Annotated in this window: 14 protein-coding genes; 10 read left to right on the top strand and 4 right to left on the bottom strand. The window is 70.1% G+C overall.

The genetic code is table 11. The annotated features are described in order from the left end of the window. Window positions 1–112: 112 nt before the first annotated feature. The 4 genes from ACYVIO_RS34240 to ACYVIO_RS34225 are packed head-to-tail and all read left to right on the top strand — an operon-like array spanning window position 113 to window position 3,937. Window positions 113–1,012, top strand: a complete 900-nt coding sequence (locus ACYVIO_RS34240; RefSeq protein WP_460655098.1) for a nitrilase family protein — start codon at window positions 113–115, stop codon at window positions 1,010–1,012. After that, window positions 1,009–2,247: a hypothetical protein gene (locus ACYVIO_RS34235; RefSeq protein WP_460655097.1), complete on the top strand. Its 1,239-nt coding sequence runs from the start codon at window positions 1,009–1,011 to the stop codon at window positions 2,245–2,247. The genes ACYVIO_RS34240 and ACYVIO_RS34235 overlap by 4 nt, the downstream gene beginning before the upstream one ends. After that, window positions 2,244–3,563 (top strand): amidase, encoded by a 1,320-nt coding sequence (locus tag ACYVIO_RS34230; protein ID WP_460655096.1) that lies wholly within the window; start codon window positions 2,244–2,246, stop codon window positions 3,561–3,563. Before ACYVIO_RS34235 ends, ACYVIO_RS34230 begins: the two co-directional genes overlap by 4 nt. Continuing rightward, complete coding sequence (locus tag ACYVIO_RS34225; RefSeq protein ID WP_460655095.1) at window positions 3,533–3,937, top strand: tautomerase family protein; 405 nt, start codon at window positions 3,533–3,535, stop codon at window positions 3,935–3,937. The genes ACYVIO_RS34230 and ACYVIO_RS34225 overlap by 31 nt, the downstream gene beginning before the upstream one ends. Here the strand turns inward: ACYVIO_RS34225 and ACYVIO_RS34220 are convergent. Beyond that, entirely contained in the window at window positions 3,924–4,394 is a 471-nt protein-coding gene (locus ACYVIO_RS34220) for a winged helix-turn-helix transcriptional regulator (RefSeq protein WP_460655094.1), read from the bottom strand. The two genes, ACYVIO_RS34225 and ACYVIO_RS34220, sit on opposite strands and share 14 nt — an antisense overlap. A 109-nt stretch (window positions 4,395–4,503) precedes the next feature. Here ACYVIO_RS34220 and ACYVIO_RS34215 point away from each other — a divergent pair, with 109 nt between their 5' ends. The 3 genes from ACYVIO_RS34215 (at window position 4,504) to ACYVIO_RS34205 (ending at window position 7,517) form a co-directional block, all read left to right on the top strand. Next, on the top strand, window positions 4,504–5,718 hold the full coding sequence (locus tag ACYVIO_RS34215; protein WP_460655093.1) for an MFS transporter: 1,215 nt from the start codon (window positions 4,504–4,506) through the stop codon (window positions 5,716–5,718). Window positions 5,719–5,881: 163 nt separating this feature from the next. Further along, window positions 5,882–6,832 (top strand): terpene synthase family protein, encoded by a 951-nt coding sequence (locus ACYVIO_RS34210; RefSeq protein ID WP_460655092.1) that lies wholly within the window; start codon window positions 5,882–5,884, stop codon window positions 6,830–6,832. Window positions 6,833–6,890: 58 nt separating this feature from the next. After that, window positions 6,891–7,517 (top strand): helix-turn-helix transcriptional regulator, encoded by a 627-nt coding sequence (locus tag ACYVIO_RS34205; protein ID WP_460655091.1) that lies wholly within the window; start codon window positions 6,891–6,893, stop codon window positions 7,515–7,517. Window positions 7,518–7,522: 5 nt separating this feature from the next. Here the strand turns inward: ACYVIO_RS34205 and ACYVIO_RS34200 are convergent, their stop codons facing one another. Continuing rightward, the gene (locus tag ACYVIO_RS34200; protein ID WP_460655090.1) at window positions 7,523–8,980 is read right to left on the bottom strand and encodes a dynamin family protein; all 1,458 of its coding nucleotides are present in this window, start codon (window positions 8,978–8,980) and stop codon (window positions 7,523–7,525) included. A 30-nt stretch (window positions 8,981–9,010) separates the two neighbouring features. Beyond that, complete coding sequence (locus ACYVIO_RS34195; protein WP_460655089.1) at window positions 9,011–10,954, bottom strand: dynamin family protein; 1,944 nt, start codon at window positions 10,952–10,954, stop codon at window positions 9,011–9,013. 314 nt (window positions 10,955–11,268) lie between these two features. On the opposite strand from ACYVIO_RS34195, the gene ACYVIO_RS34190 reads away from it, so the two are divergent. Continuing rightward, a complete protein-coding gene (locus ACYVIO_RS34190; protein WP_460655088.1) occupies window positions 11,269–12,375 on the top strand; it encodes a zinc ribbon domain-containing protein in 1,107 nt (368 codons plus the stop codon). Here ACYVIO_RS34190 and ACYVIO_RS34185 read toward each other — a convergent pair. Further along, window positions 12,372–13,934: a fibronectin type III domain-containing protein gene (locus tag ACYVIO_RS34185; protein ID WP_460655087.1), complete on the bottom strand. Its 1,563-nt coding sequence runs from the start codon at window positions 13,932–13,934 to the stop codon at window positions 12,372–12,374. The two genes, ACYVIO_RS34190 and ACYVIO_RS34185, sit on opposite strands and share 4 nt — an antisense overlap. A 293-nt stretch (window positions 13,935–14,227) precedes the next feature. On the opposite strand from ACYVIO_RS34185, the gene ACYVIO_RS34180 reads away from it, so the two are divergent. Next, the gene (locus ACYVIO_RS34180; protein WP_460655086.1) at window positions 14,228–15,019 is read left to right on the top strand and encodes a Pvc16 family protein; all 792 of its coding nucleotides are present in this window, start codon (window positions 14,228–14,230) and stop codon (window positions 15,017–15,019) included. Further along, window positions 15,016–15,951 carry a Pvc16 family protein gene (locus ACYVIO_RS34175; RefSeq protein WP_460655085.1) on the top strand — a complete coding sequence of 312 codons (936 nt, stop codon included), beginning with the start codon at window positions 15,016–15,018 and terminating at the stop codon, window positions 15,949–15,951. The genes ACYVIO_RS34180 and ACYVIO_RS34175 overlap by 4 nt, the downstream gene beginning before the upstream one ends. The last annotated feature ends 2 nt before the right edge of the window (window positions 15,952–15,953 follow it).

Here is a 15,953-nt window from a genome sequence, read left to right as displayed (position 1 = left end):
ACTGACGGCCGCGACGGACTGCGGCTAAGTGGTTGCAAGTATAAACCACCTGCCTTACGCTCTCGCTCAACCGGTTTCAAGTTGAAACCAGTTCCAGCGAAGGAGAAGCCTCATGACGTCACAGGTGGAGCAGAGGGTGAGCCCGGTCCGGGTCGCGGTCGTGCAGTTCGAGCCCCGTGTCGGGGTGGAGAACCTCAAGGCCAACGCGCTGGCGGTCGAGCAGCGACTGACAGCGGCTGCCGATGCGGGAGCGGGCCTGATCGTGCTGCCGGAGCTGGCGACCACCGGCTACGTGTTCGAGACTCGCGAGGAGGCCTACGCCCACGCCGAGTCGGTGCCGGACGGGCCGACGGTCGAGTCGTTCGCGCGGATCGCCGCGGCCCGGAACGTGTACATCGTCGGCTGCGTACCCGAGCTCGACGGCGTGACCCTGTACGACACCGCTGTACTGGTCGGCCCGGAGGGCTACATCGGTCGCTACCGCAAGACGCACCTGTGGAACACCGAGAAGCTGTGGTTCACCCCCGGCAACGAGGGGTTCCAGGTGTTCGACACCAAGATCGGCCGGATCGGTCTGCTGGTCTGCTGGGACATCTGGTTCCCCGAGACCGCGCGGATCGTCGCGCAGATGGGGGCCGACATCATCTGCATCCCCACCGGTTGGGTCTGGACTCCGCCGCCCTTGTACGACGCGAGCGGCGTCTGCATGGCGGCGTACCTGACGATGACGGCGGCGCACGCGAACAACGTCTTCATCGCCACCGCGGACCGGACCGGTCAGGAGCGCGGCGCCGGGTTCATGGGTAACTCGTTGATCGCTGGCACGAACGGCTGGCCGATCGACCGGATCGCCGGCCCGGACGAGGACACGATCGTGTACGCCGACATCGACCTGACCGCCGCCCGTACCGCGCCGATCTGGAACCAGCTCAACGACCTGCACCGCGATCGCCGGACCGACCTGTACGACCAGATGCTCGGCTACACCGACCGCGCCCCGCTCCCGCGATGACGACACCCCGCAGTACGGCGCGCGTCGCCGGCTCGCGACGGTACGTCCGGGGCATGCTCGGGCGCGACCCCCGCACCACCGAACGCGGCAGCGTGCGGGGCCTGGCGCCCCGGGCCGCCACCTGCGTGGGGCTGGTCGGAGTCGCTCTCCTCGCGCTCGTCGGCTGGAGCTTCTCCCGGCTCACGACCTGGCAGCCGTGGGACGGCGACTACACCGATCCCGGCCGACTCCTGTCCTGGCTGGCCGGCTCGATCAGCGAACCACAGTTCTACGCAGTCGCTCCGGCCGGCGCCCTCCTGCTCGTCGGCGGCCTGGTGGGTCACGTCGCCCACCAGCGGTCGTGGCGTTTCCGGGGATTCGTCCAAGCGTGTGGCACCGGGCTGTGGCCGTGGGCCGCCGGGAGCGCGCTGATCAGCCTGCTGCTCGGCAACCTCGCGTGGGGATGGACGGCGGCGGCCGGAGACTGGCAGCCGTTGTTCGTCCCGCTGGTCTCGGTGGCGCCGGCGATCGTCGTCCTCTACGGACCCGGCTGGAGGATCGCGCTGACGGCCGCTGTCCTGGGTGCGCTGCTGACGCCGCCGGCCTCGATCCTTGCCGTCACGTACGTCTGCGCGCCCCTGGACCTGCCACCGGTGGTCGGTGCGACGACCGGCATGTGGCTCGGCGCGCTCGTGGCGTTCTGGCTCTGCAGCCGTCTCACCTGGATGCCCGCAGCGGGTGGTTGGCGTGGGCAACAACAGGACGCGCCGGATCGCACGAGTTCAGCGCTGTGGGTGCCACGCCGCGCGTTGGGCGACTTCTCCGAGGCGCAGTTCTTCGGCAACGAGTGGGCTAGCGCGGCGCTGATCCTCGGCGCGGTCGTGGCCAACCTGGTCAGTCCCACCAGTACGGCGTACGGCTCAGGACTCTTCATCGCGGTGCTCGCGAGTCAGGTCCTCACCGCGTTCACCGGCGTGATCATCTGGCGGAGGAAGTGGCAGCAGCACGGCTTCTACCCGACCTTCGTGCCGGTCGTCTCGGTCGCGCCGGCCACCGTGCTGGCGTACGGCGGCACCTTCCAGTCCGTCGTGATCGGCGCGCTGGCCGGTGCGCTGATCGCTCCACCGGTCGCGGCGGCGATCTCGGCAAGGCTGCCGAAGACGTTCCATCCCTTCATCGGCAACGTCGCCTCGATGAGCCTCTGTGCGGCGCTCATCGTGCCGCCGCTCGGCCTGCTCCCGGGATTCACCTCATGACGGCCGCCGACCAAGCGCGGGCGCTGCGCCGCGGCGAGACCTCGGCGAGCGAGCTGACCGAAGCAGCACTGCGGCGTAGCCACGCACTGAACCCCACCCTCAACGCCTTCACCCTGATCGACGACGAAGGAGCCCTGGCAGCAGCCCGGGAGGCCGACGAACAACTTGCCGCAGGCATCGATCTCGGATCGCTGCACGGCATCCCCGTGGCAGTGAAGGATCTGATCGACCTGGCCGGTCTGCCCACCACGTGCGGATCGGCGACGTCCTTCGGCGCGACAGCGACCGACGACGCCGAGGTCGTCCGCCGGTTACGCGATGCGGGTGCCGTGATCATCGGCAAGACCACCTTGCACGAGTTCGCGTACGGCGCGACCGGCGATCGATCGGTCCACGGCGCCTCGCGCAACCCGGTCGATCCCCGCCGGATGTCCGGCGGCAGCAGCGGTGGCAGCGCCGTCGCGGTCGCCGCCGGGATGGTGTCGCTTGCCTTGGGCACCGATACGGCCGGCTCGGTCCGGGTGCCTGCTGCGCTGTGCGGGGTCGTGGGCTTCAAGCCGGCGTTCGATGCGGTGTCGAGCAAGGGTGTCTATCCGTTGGCGCCCACCCTGGACCACGTCGGTCTCTTCGCGGCGACCACCGAGGACGCGCTCCTCGGCTACCAGGCGATCAGCGATCGACCGGTGGAGCAGCGGGCCGCGGACCTCTCGATCGGTTGGATCCCACCGGATGCCATCGCCGTGACGGATCCCCGCGTCGAAGAGCTGACGCGGCAGCTCGTCGGCTCTGCGGTCGAGGTCGTCGAGTGGACAGCGCGGCGGGACCTGTTCGAGGTCTTCTCGACGCTGCAAGGCAGAGAAGCGTTCCTGGTGCACAGCCACCACCTCGACGCCGACGCAGGGCTCATCGATCCCGAGGTCTTCGCCCGCCTCGACAAGGGTCGCGGGATCACCGAGCAGCAGTACGCCGAGGCCGACGAGGCGCGCCACGAGTTGAGCGTCCTGGTCGACGGCCTGCTGTCGGCGTACGACGTACTGGCGCTGCCGACCGTGCCGGTCGTCGCGCCTCCGCTGGGCGAACGCAGGGTCTCGGTCGCCGGCGCCGAGCTCGAGGTACGAGCGGCCCTGCTCTCCCTGACCAGCCCCTGGAACCTGACCGGCTCACCAGCGATCAGCGTCCCGGCCGGCCAGCTCGACGGACTGCCGGTCGCCGTCCAACTTGTCACCGCGCCGGGCAACGAAGCGCTTCTTTTCGCCGCTGCCCAGGCCCTCGAGAAAGGAACGCCATGCCCTCGATCCAGGTCGACCTGCCACTGACCGCGGACGAAGCCACCAAACGAGCGCTCGCCCAGCGCATCGGACAGCTCTACGGGGAGATCATGCAGGTCGGCATGGATCTGCTCACTGTCTCCATCCACGACGTCGGCGTCGGGGGAGTGTGGCGCTGCCACGAGTCCGGTCCGCCGACGCCGTCGGGTCTGATCATGTGCGACATCCGGAAAGGCCGGCCGGCCGAGACGCGGGCTCTGCTGGCCCAGTCGTTGATCGACGCCTGCGTGGAGGCGTTCGACCTCGACGCGGTGTGGCTGAAGGTCGAGTTCACCCAGCACGACGGCGACGAGATGTACCACCCACATCTGGGCGGATTCAACACCAACTGGACTGGGGACGAGCGGGTCAGCGGTCGGTGAACTGACCGTCCGGCGTACGGCGGGCGACCAGGTGCTCGGCCTCCACCTGGTCGCCGTCGTCGGTGACGAACGCGAGGCGTACCGGCGTACCGGACTCTTCGTCGGCGTACCGCGGTGAGGTGCCGTCCGGGCGGGGGCGGCGCGTCCGACCCCAGTCGCTGAGCGCGGCGATGACGAGGTTGAGGCTGCGGCCGGCCTCGGTCAGCACGTACTCGTCCCGCGAGCGGGTGCCCGCCTCCTGGTACGTACGCCGGGTCAGCAGGCCCTCGTCGATCAGGAACGCGAGGCGCTGGGTCAGCAGGTTCGGCGCGACGCCCAGCGCCTCGCGGAACTCCTGGAACTTGGTCGATCCCTCGATCAGCGCCTCGCGCAGGATCAGCAGCGTCCAGCGGTCGCCGAGCACCTCCAGGCTGCGCGCGATCGAGCAGGTCGAGTCCTTGCCGAGCGATTTGGGCATCTGTCCATCCTCCGAGCTGAGTTATGAAACTATAGCCAGGTGCTGCTAGCTTTAAAAACTCAACTCAGCTCATCCGCGGCCACCGGCCGCATTTTCCTGGAGGACCCCCTTGCGATCGCTCAGTGAGCGCGCCAGTTTCTGGACCGCCGGCGCCGTGGTCGCGCTGGCGCTGTGGACCAGTGCCTGCCCGACGATGATCTACCCGCTCTACCAGGCCGACTGGGGTGTCACCTCGACGACCGTCGCCTGGATCTTCGCCGCCTACCCGATCGCGCTGATCCCGGTGCTGATCGTCTTCGGTGACCTCTCCGACCACATCGGCCGCCGCGCGGCGATGCTGCTGGGCCTCGCCGCCGAACTGGTCGGCGTACTGCTGTTCATCCTGGCCCGGGACGTCACCTGGCTGCTGATCGGCCGGGCCTTCATGGGCCTCGGAGTCGGTCTGTCGCTCAGCCCGGCGAGTGTCGCGATGGTCGAGTTCTCGGCCGCCGGTGCCGAGAAGCGCGCCGGGGCGGTCGGTACGGCGGTGTCCGCGTTCGGGATCGCGCTCGCGATGCTGGTCGGCGGCGGACTGTCCGAGTACGCGCCGTACCCGCTGCGCCTGACCTTCGTCGTCCTGGCGGTGGTGATCCTGGTCGTCGCCTTCTTCGCGCTCGGGCTGCCGCGGCACACGCCGAACGAGGACAACTCGCGCTGGCGGGTGCGCGCGATCGTCATCCCGCGCGGCAATCGCGGCATCTTCGCGGCCGGCTCGATCGCGTTCGCCTCGTCGTTCGTGCTCGGCTCGCTCGTCCTCCCGCTCGGCGCCAAGATCGCGCACCAGCTCGCGGGCTCCGACAACGCCTTGGTGACCGGTGCGCTGCTGTCGGTGTTCGCCATCTCGATCGCGATCACCGCGCTGCTGGCCAAGCGGCTGGACATCTGGACCACTGTGATCCTCGGCGCCGTCTTCTCGGCCGGCGCGGTCTGGTTGTTCGTCGTCACTGGTGTCACGCACTCGGTCGTCGTGTTCTTCCTCGCGTCGGCCTGCGCCGGGATCGGCTACGCGTTCGACTTCGCCGGCGGGCTGACGATCCTCAACCGGTACGCCTCTTCGCACCGCCGGGCGAGCATGGTCTCCGGCGGGTACCTGGTCGGCTACATCTCGCAGGGCATCGGTGCCCCGGCGCTCGGCGCGATCGTCACGGCCAACGGCCTGATGACCGGTCTGCTCACCGGCGCGATCGCGTTCAGCGTCGTCTTCGCCGTCTCACTGGTAGGTGCCCTGCTGGTCAGCAGGTCTCTCCGCGCCGGGCTGCCCACTAAGTTGCCTGCAGCAACATAGCCGCGCGACCCGCGGCCGGGCGAGAACGTCGAGTTCCTGCCATGCCGGATTCCGCCAGCGCGTTTCCCGTCGTCCCGTGCAGATACTGAAGTGGCCCCACCTGCTGCCGAAAGTCCCGCGCGGATGGGATGTGCCCTCACGCACGCCGAGTCCCAGGAGTCCCATGTCCAATGTCAGCTACCTGATGCCGGAGCTGCGGTTGCCGTTCGCCACGGCTTCGCATCCGCAGGCGCACGTCGTACAGCAACTGACCGAGGAATGGTGCCGCCGGTTCGGCCTGCTGCGTTCGCCGGAGGTCGTGGCCAAGTTCCGCGCGCTGGGCCACGGCCGGATCATGGCCACGCTCTGCCCGTCCGTGCCGCTGCACGGTCTGAGCCTGGTCACCGACTGGAACGCCTTCTTCTTCATCACCGCCGACCAGCAGAACATCGCGATCACGAGCGGCCGGTACGAGGAGCTCGTCGCGTCCATGCGCCGGGTGATCGCCGACGACACCGTTCTGACCGCGTACGACGACCACGCGCTCGTCGTGGCGTTGCGCGATCTCCTGCACCGCACGATCCCCGGCCGTCCGACGTACTGGGTGACCAGACTGCGCCGGAATCTGGACCGGTGGCTGACCGGCCACTTGGTCGCGGACGCCTACCGGGTGTCCGGAATCGTGCCGACTGTGGACGACTACATGGCGGTCCGGCGGGACGCCTCGACCGTGCTGCCCACGCTCGACCTGGTCGAGTTGGTCGAGGTCGCCACGATTCCGGAAGCGCTCTACCGGACGCCGGAGTACCAGACGCTCGTGCTCGGTACCGCGGACCTCATGTGCTGGATCAACGACATCCACTCGCCGCACAGGGAACAGGGCGACCCGATCAATTTCGTGAACGTCCTGCAGCACCACGAGGGGCTCGGCGTCCAGGAAGCGGTCGATGCCGTGACCACGCGGATCGCCGTCCGGGTCGATCAGTACCTGACCGCCGCGAAGGAGCTGCCGTCGACGATGGACGGACTGGGAATCGCTCCGCAGTCGCAGCTCGCCGTACTGCGGTGTGTCGAGGACCAGCAGTCGTGGGCGGCCGGCGGGATCGCTGGGGGAGCGTTTGTGGAGCGGGCGTAGAACCGCTGTGGAGGGTGGTGCGGGACGGTGGAGGCCTTGATCTTGGGGAGGGGCTTCGATGAGTGTGCCGATCTTGACCTACGTCCACGGGAGTGACCCGATCTCGCGGGCGGGGGTGATCAGTCAGCTGCGGGCCCGGCCCGAGGTGCGGCTGGTCAACGAGATGGAGGTGGACGAGGCCGCGGTCGCGGTCGTCGTCACCGACTACCTCGACGACGACACCGCGCGGACGATGCGGGCGCTGCGTCGCGGTGACATGCCTCGGCTGTTGCTGGTGGCGACCGTACTCGACGAGGCGGCGCTGGTGGTGGCCGCGGAGATCGGGGTCGGTGGGTTGCTGCGGCGGATCGACGCCACGCCGGATGCGCTCGTACGGACGATCTCGCGGGTGGCGAACGGCGACGGCGAGATCCCGTCCGACCTGCTGGGCCGGTTGATGGAGCAGCTCGGGCGGTTGCAGCGGCAGGTGCTCGCTCCGCGCGGGCTGACGTTCACGGGGTTGAGTCCGCGGGAGGTCGACGTGCTGCGGCTGGTCGCGGACGGGCTCGACACGGGCGAGATCGCGCAGGCGCTGAGCTACAGCGAACGAACGGTGAAGAACGTTCTGCACGAGGTGACCACGCGGCTGCAGCTTCGCAACAGGTCGCATGCCGTCGCGTACGCCGTACGCGAAGGGCTGATCTAGCGGCGTTAGCCGGCGAGTAGGCCTTCCAGGGTTCGCGTTGCGACGCGGGCGGCCAGCTGGGCGGGGCGGCTGGTCAGCGGGTGGGTGGCGTACGACTGCCAGGACGACAACGCGGCGAGGGCTGCCTTCCGTACGTCGTCCGCGGCGGCGTCCTCCGGCAGCCCGAGCCGAGCCGCCGGGTCGTGCCCGGATCCACCGAGCAGCCGGTCCAGCTGCTCGGTCCGCTCGGGTTTCAGGGTGATCCCGCCCGACCGCAGGTCGGACAGCAGCCGGATCTCCTGGAACTCGTGCGCGCCCGCGCTGATCTCCTCGACCCGCGCCTGCAGCCCGGGCTCGAAGTTGCCGGACCGCAGGAGATCGGTGAGCGCCGCGACCGCGGAGTACGCCTTGAGTACCCGGCTGCGGGTCTCGAACTGGCGGACGAGGATTGCCCGGAGCCGGTTGAGCCCACTGCGCTCGGTCAGCTCGGTGCTCAGCTCGGACGAGTTGGTGGCCACGCCGCTGCGGATCAGCTCGACACTCAGCCGTACGCCGTACAGGCCGAGCCGTCCGAGCAGGTGCTCGCGTTCGAGCTCGGTGACCGTCAGTCGGCTCGGCGTCGAGGCGAAGCGGTCGGCGGTCAGCAGCAGTTCGGAGACCTCGTCGATCGGGGCCTGCGCGATCGTCGCCAGCAACGCGTACTCGGCCTCGCGCAAGGTCGTCGCCGTGTGCCCGAGCAGCCCGTTGACCGGGACGATCACCGGGCACAGCCGGTGCAGCCGCGGCTCGGCCTCGTACCGGCGGGCGACCCGCTCGGCGACGTCCATCGAGTCGAGCCGGCAGGACCCGATCTCGTCCGCGCGGGACAGCACGCCGATCGCGTTCATCGGCGTACCGTGCGCCAGCTCGTCGTCGTGGAACGACTCCAGGAACCGGATGTCGCTGGAGTGCGTGTGCCGCAGCAGGTAGAGGATCGCGTCCGCGATCGGGACCCGGCCGTCGTCGGCGGCGAGCACCCGTTGGGTCCGGGCGGACACATCGGCGGAGATCGACGCGATGCCCGGGGTGTCGAGAATGGTCATGTCGCGCAGGCGGCTGGTCGGCCAGCCGATCTCGAGGTGGTCGACCTCGGCCGCGTCCAGTCCGCCGAGATCGACTTCGAGGGCACCACCGTCGCGGTCGTACGGGCGCTCGTGCGGTACGCCGTCGATCGGGAACAGCGTCGCGTGCGGCCGGTCGTCGAGGGCGTACCAGGTGACGATCCGGGTGCACTCGCCCGCGTCGGTCGGCGCCAGTTCCTCGCCCAGCAGGGCGTTCAGCAGCGTCGACTTGCCGGCCTTCACCTTGCCCGCGATGGCCAGCCGGAGTGGGCCGGTGAGCCGGGTGCGGATCTCGTCGAGCTGCTGCCGGTCGTCGTCGGTGCGGGCCTCGAGTTGAGCCTCGTCGAGGACCGCCAAGATGGCCGCGGACAGGTCGTCAGTCATCGTCGTCCACCTGTCGTCCGGGTCCGTCCGTCAGTCATCGTCGTCTGCCTGGTCGTCGTCGCTGACGATCGCGTGGACTGTCGCACCGACGCCGAGTCCGACGGCCGCTCCGACTGCTGGGCGTACGCCGGCCATCGCGACCTCGCGGAGTCCGGATCGCATCGACCGCAACCGGTCTCCTTCGACCGACAGTTGAGCGGCGCGCGCCGACTGCTCGGCCGGAGCGAGCTTCGCAGTGCGGTCCGCGGCGGTGAGCGCGGCACCGGCCGAGCGGTGGATCAGGCCTGCGCGTTCCTGGAAGTCGTCGCGCAGTCGGCGCTGGGTCCGGCGCAGGCCGTCCCGGGTGTCCTTGTTCATCACGAACGCCACCTCGTCGACGTACCGGCGTACGGCGGCCTTGGCCTGTTGCTGGCGGTAGGTGCGCTGACGTTTGCGCTCGTCCCTGAGCAGCTTGCCGCCGATGCCGGCACCGAGTGCGGTCGCGACTCCGGCGACGGCCAGCGGCGGGAGGATCAGTCCGCCGAGCGTGACGACGACCATCGGGACGATGATCCCGGCCCGGCCGGTCATCAGCAGCGCGGCGAGACGTCCGCCCGGCATCGACAAGGTGGCGACCGAGGCGAGCTCGAACTGGTCCAGATCGGTGATGGAGTCCGACAGGTCGACCTCGATCTCGGTGCCGGCCTCCAGGTCGAACGCCTCGGCGACGCGGTCGCCGAGGTCGCGGGCGCGCTCGATCAGCAGGTCGCGGTTCGCGACGCCGACGACGGCGACCTGGCGGCGCAGCCAGACCTCGGTGTCGGCCCAGGTCTCGTTCGGGTCGCCCTGGTCGATGATGGTCTCGGCGTCCCGCATCACCGTGCGCAGGCGGCTCTGCAGGTCGTGCTCGACATCGGCGACTAGGTCGGCGATCCCGTCGGACAGCGTCAGCTGCCAGGTCGCGCTGACCTCGGTGAGGTTCGCGGCGCGGTCGCGAGCGCGGGTCAGCTTGGCGAAGACCTCAGGCCGGCTCTCGGGCTTGGTCAGTACGACGCGCTCGGCGTCCGATTCCTGCGCGAGCTGAGTCGCGACGAAGTCGACCTCCTGCGCGACGGCGGCGGCTGCGCGCGTCGTACCGGGCACGACGACCGCCGTGGCGAGGAACTCGACGAGTGGGGCGAATCCTGATTCCTGGTTGAGTTCTGGGCGTTGCGCGGCGCGGAGCCGGAGGAAGGACGAGACGGGCAGGATCGGCAGGTCGATGCCGGCGGCGGCCAGGTGGGCGGTGTTGAGTTCGACGATGCGTCGCCAGTGGCCGTACAGGTCGGTCTTGGTGATGACCAGCGCCGCAGCCGGGCAGCGGGAGAGGGCTGTCTTGAGGAACTCGAGTTCGGGAGCGGTGAGTTCCTGCGCGGCGTCGGTGACGAACAGGATCGCGTCGGCCGAGGCGAGCGCGGCGAGGGTGAGTTGGCCGTGCACGGAGTCGAGGCCGCCGACGCCGGGGGTGTCGAGCAGGCTCAGGCCGGAGCGGAGCATGCGGTGGGGGACTTCGACCGTGACCGACTGAAGGCGGCCTTGCTCGTGGGTGTTGGTCGATTCGGAGACGAGCTGCGCGATCTGGTTGAGGGGTGCGGGGTAACCGACGGGGGCTTGGCCGGTGTCGATCTGGCGGTACGCCGTGAGGCCCGGTTGTTCGCCGTACCGGACGAGGGTGGGTACGGCGGTGACGATGTCGGCGTCGACCGGGCAGACGGCGGTTTGCAGGAGGGCGTTGACGAGGGTGCTCTTGCCACGCTTGAACTCGCCGACGACGACCGCGGTCAGGGTCCGGGAGTCGAGCTTGGCCTTGGCGGTGTCCAGGCGGGCGGCGAGGTCGGGGCGCTTTCGGTCCTGGGTCAGGGTTTTGCCTTCGTCGATCGCCGCGATCAGCAGACCGACGTTGGTTGCGGGGCGGGGCGGTGGTTCGGCAGTTGGCGGGACCTGGCGAGGTTCCACAGGTGCTGGGACAGGCGGAGGGGCCACAGGTCGTGGGGGCTCAACAAGTGGTGGCGGCGGCACGGGCTCGGATGCGACAGGCTCAGGTGTGACAAGGTCCGGTGTCGGCGATGCGACCGGCTCAGGCGCGGCTGGTTGCTCCGGCTTGGTACTGGACCAGGCCAGGTACTGATTGCACGACGTACAGAAAATAGCGTCGTCGTCGTTCGCGCGACCGCAGTTCTCGCAGTTGATCATCGGATCACGAAGCCCCCCTTCGATCTCACCGTGCAGCAAAGGCTAGTGCCATACTCGGCTGCAAGGGGGAGGTCGCGATGAACGAGGACGTCTGCACCGCCTGTGGGGAACGCAATCCGGCCGGCTCGGCCTTCTGTCTGTACTGCGGCGTGTACCTGGGTTGGGACCAGGCTGCTCCCGACGAGCAGCCCACCGTCCGCCAGCCTGCGATCGAGCAGTCCGCAGCCGGCCACTCGGGGCCTGGGCAGTCGACGGCCAGCCAGTCCAGCATGTCCGCGTCGGGCCAGGCTGCGACCGGGCAGACCGCGATCCTCCCGGAGACCCACGCGCAGGCCCCGCGCCCGCCGTACGAGGACGACTCCGGTCGCCCGAAGCCAGGCGAAATGGCCTGCCCGCAATGCGGGATCCCCAACGCGCAAACCCTCCGCTTCTGCCGCAAGTGCGGCAGGGCGCTGCACCCATCGGCGTCCAGCGGCCAAGCGCCGCAAGCCGTGGCGAAACACGGCTGGTGGCAACGCTTCTGGGACCCGAAGGATCGCCGCGCGCGCCGCGACTACCGCCGCAGCCTGCCGCCGCTCTACCGCTGGCGCCGCGTGATCGTCGCCGTCGGCGCGATCGCGGTCGCATGGGTGCTGCTGTCGGTCGTCGGCACCAACCCGGTGACCTGGGCGAAGGACCGCGTGAACGACGTCCGCGGCACCTTGGTCCCGGTCGAGCTGGCCGCCGTCGCAGCTGCTCCACCCGAGTCCATCGCCGCGGGTGGCTACAGCATCGAGGCGCTCACCTCGGCTCCACTCGACGACGCCTGGGCGACTCCGTGGGCGACCAACGTCGTCGTGCCGCTGGAGGGCTGCAGCGGGAAGGCCGCGGCCCAGGGGACGATCCGCCTTTCCTTCCCGGAAGCGGTCCGAGTCCGTCGGCTCGACGTACTGGCCGGGCTGCCTGCGACGGATGCCCGGCGGCCGTTGCAGTTCCGTCCGAGTGTGCTGCTGGTGCTGTCCGAGGGTCGTTGCCAGGAGGTGGCGCTCAAGGACAGCGCGGACGTTCAGAAGCTCGAGCTCGACACCGGCGTACCGGTCAAGGACCTGACGATCGCGATCGGCGCGACGTACCCCGGCCGGGCGGGAGCCGCTCAGCCGGTCGCGGCGATCACTAGCCTCGCGGTGCAGAGTCGCCCCCGTTAGCTCGGGGCCTGGCCCGGTTGGTAGGGCAGACATTCGCCCCTGTGCACCTTCTGCACGGCTTCGGACTTGCAGACGGTGACGGCCTGATCGGGCGTGGCCGACGGTCCGATGTAGACGACCCAGTCGTCGGCCAGCGGTGTCTTCCGGTCGGCCTTGACCAGCCCGGGATAGTTGCCGGTGGCATGCAAAACCTTCGCGTCGACGCCGGCGTTCTTCAAGCGGGCGGCCAGATCCTTGGCGGTCTGCTCGGCGATCCCGGTCGCGCCGGGCTGGAAGTTGACCGCGGCGATCCACTGACCCGGGGTGAACGGGGGACTGTCCGGCCCGACGGTCGCCGGACCTGACGGCGTACCGCCCGGCGTTGTGCCCGAGGTCGGCGGCGGCCCGCTGGTGGGGCCTTCAGTGGGACCGCCTGTCGGTGCGCCGGTGGTCGGCGGTGCGCTCGAGACCGCACCAGATGTCGGTGTCACCGGCGCCGCGACCGTGGTCGCACAGGCCACGGCCGACGGCGGACCCTCCAGCTCACCGTTGACCGCGCTCAGCATGAAGCAGTACTTGGTGCTGCCCTGCAGCCCTTCGACGTTCTTCGCGGTCTGCTTGACGTCGACGTTGCGCTCGGACTTGTTGACGTTCCCGCCCGCGTCGACGAAGTGCAGCGCGTACGAGTCGATGTTGGGCACGGTCGCCCACACGAGAGCGATGGTGCCCGGGCCGCCGGCCTTCGCGGTCAGCACAGGCGTCGCGGGGACGGTGGTGCCGTCACCTGTCGGCGTGGGCGCTGGGCCGCCGCGTGTCAGGGCGAAGACCAGTACGCCGATCAGCGCCGCGCCGACCAGCGTCGCGGCCGTGATCACGCCGCGGGTGAGGATCGGCTTCTGGTTGAACGCGCCGTCGACCACGGGCCGCGACGGATCGGCGCCGGCGGGCACCGGCGTACCGGGTGGTGGAGGGGGATCGGGTTCGCCGACGACCTTGAACGGCAGGCGTGTCGGCGATCCTCGGAGTACCGGCTTGCGAGTCCGGGCCTTGATCCGCGCGGTCACCGTCGCACCCAGCGGCACGTCGACGACGTCGGGCCGTACGAGGAACCCGAGCGCCTGATCCGGATCGGACGCGACGATCCGCAGCCTGGCGGGGGAGTTCCCCCAGTTGCTGATCTGGACGGTGTGCAGCCCGCGCCAACGCCCGGACGACGTGACCGGCGTCAGCTTGGCCTGCAACCCGAACACCCGCCCGATCTCGAGCTGCCCCTCGACCACCGCGCTGTTCGACGGATCGACCTGCGACTTGGCCCGGATCCCGAACGCCACCGTGCCGCCCGGCCCGGTCGGACCCGTCGGCGGATTGAACACAACCGTCGCGGTCTCCTGCTGCTGCGGATAGACCGACAACACCGCGGGCGTGATCTCAGCCCACGGCATCGGCTGCTCACCGACAACATCCAAGCTGTAACTCTCGACGATCGTCCCAGGATTGAGCACGGTGAACTCCGCGCGAGCCTGCCCGCCAGGCTCGGCAGTCAACTGCGCAGTCTCCAGCCGCAGCACTGGGTCCGTCACGCAACCTCCCCCTCCGCCGCTTTGAGCGGACCAACGCCGGCCCTGTGGATAACTCAGCCGCCATCCGGCCCTCCGCTTGTACCCTCAACTAGGAAAGGGCAGGCGGGCGGCAGGCGGCGTGATCGTCGGCTTCAGGCTAAGCCCGGCAGCCCCACGGCGTCGCCTGACTGCCGGTGCATGGCGCGGTGCCCGATCGGGCAGCGGGCAGTGCCACGGTCGGGCAGTCGACGGTGCCCCGGGCTCGACCCCGGGCTGCTGCCTACGGACGGCGTACCAGCCGAACACTCGATGACGTGATCCAAGAGGTGGACTCGGCGCTGCAGGCCCTGATCCAGCGCGAAGCGATCGGCGCGCGGGACGTCGAAGTCGTGTTCGACGCCCCGACCAAGGAGTGGTCGAGCCGCCGCAACGCGCCCACGATCGACGTCTACCTGTACGACATCCGCGAGGACCTGCGCCGGCGCGAGCGCGGCCTGCTGAACGAGTACGACGACGACCGGCGGATTACCGCCCGGCACCTGCCACCCCGCTACTTCAAGCTGTCGTACCTGGTCACAGCCTGGACCCAACGGCCCGAAGACGAGCACCGCCTGCTGTCCGGCCTGCTCTCCTGCTTCCTGCGCCACGACGCGCTACCCACCGACCTCGTCACCGGCCCGCTCGCCGAACTGGGCCTGTCGGTGCCAGTCTCGATCGCCCTGCCGCCGCCGGAAGACCGCTCGTTCGCCGACGTGTGGTCCGCCCTCGGCGGCGAGCTGAAGCCGTCGCTCGACCTGGTGGTCTGCGCACCAACCCCGACGGGCCGCGTCTACGAGGCGGCGACCCTGATCGATCAGCCGCCGCGGGTATCGATGGGCGGCACCGACGGCTGGCCACCTCGCGAGGAAGCAGGCGGTACACCACGCGGGGGAGCCGGCGGCACATCACGCGGGGATGGTGGCGGTACGTCGCGCGGGGGAGCGGATGGGGCGGCGAGTGGGGATGCCGGCGGTACGGCGCGTGAAGGCGACAGCGGCACGGCGTCCGAGGAAGCCGGCGGCGCATCGCGTGCCAATCCACGGCGGCCGCGGAAGAGGTCCGGGTGACAGGGCACGGGTTGGACTATCTGCTAGCGCGACTGGTTCTGGGCGAGGCCCGGATCCGGGCGCTCGTCGCCGAGCGCCGTGCGGACGACGCGGCGATGCCAGCTGAGCTGGATCTGTCCGTGCCGGTCTCGATCACTCTGCCGGCGCCAGAGGACCGCTCGTACGCCGATGTGTGGGCCGCTCTGGGTGGCGGGCTGAAGCTGTCGCTCGATCTGGTCGTTTGCACTCCGACTCCGACCGGCCGCGTCCACGAGGCGGCGGCGTTGGTCGATCAAACGCCGCGGATGTCGATGGGCGGCACAGACGACGGCTGCCCGCCGCACGACCATGCGGGTCGCGCGGTGCGCGGGGAAGCGAGCGGAACAGCGCGCGGGCAAGCAGCCGGTGTGGCGCGTGAGGAGGCCCGGGGTGCGGCGGGTGAGGACGCGGGCGGTGCTGCCTGGGAGGTGACCGGCGGTGCGGCGGGCGGGGAAGCAGCCGATGCTGCGTGTGAGGGCGGCCGCGGTGAGGCGGGCAGGGAAGCAGTCGGCACCGCGGCCGAGGTGACCGGCGGTACAGCGCGCGTGCCAGCACGCCGTACGCCGCCGGAGGAACCAGGCGCTGCGGCGCGCGTAGAGGCTGACGGTACGCCTAGCGAGAACGCCGGTGGTACGCCCCGCGACGACGCGGGTGGTGCGGTGCGCGGGGGAGTCGGTGGTGCGGCGGGTGAGGATCCCGATGGTGCGGTGCGTGCGGGAGTTGGAGGTGCGGCGCGCGAGGAGGCCGGCGGTGCGGCGCGTGCGGGAGTCGGTGGTGCGGAGCGTGGGGATGCCGGTGGTGCGGCGCGTGAGCAGGCCGGCGGGGTACGGCGGAAGGAAGCAGGCGGTGTGTTGCGCGATGCCGGCGGCGCATCGCGCTCCAATCCGCGGCGGCCGCGGAAGAGGTCTGGGTGACG

This window comes from Kribbella endophytica, assembly GCF_054781295.1.
Note: the sequence above shows the minus strand (reverse complement) of the source record. Positions and strands in the feature narration are given on the sequence as shown.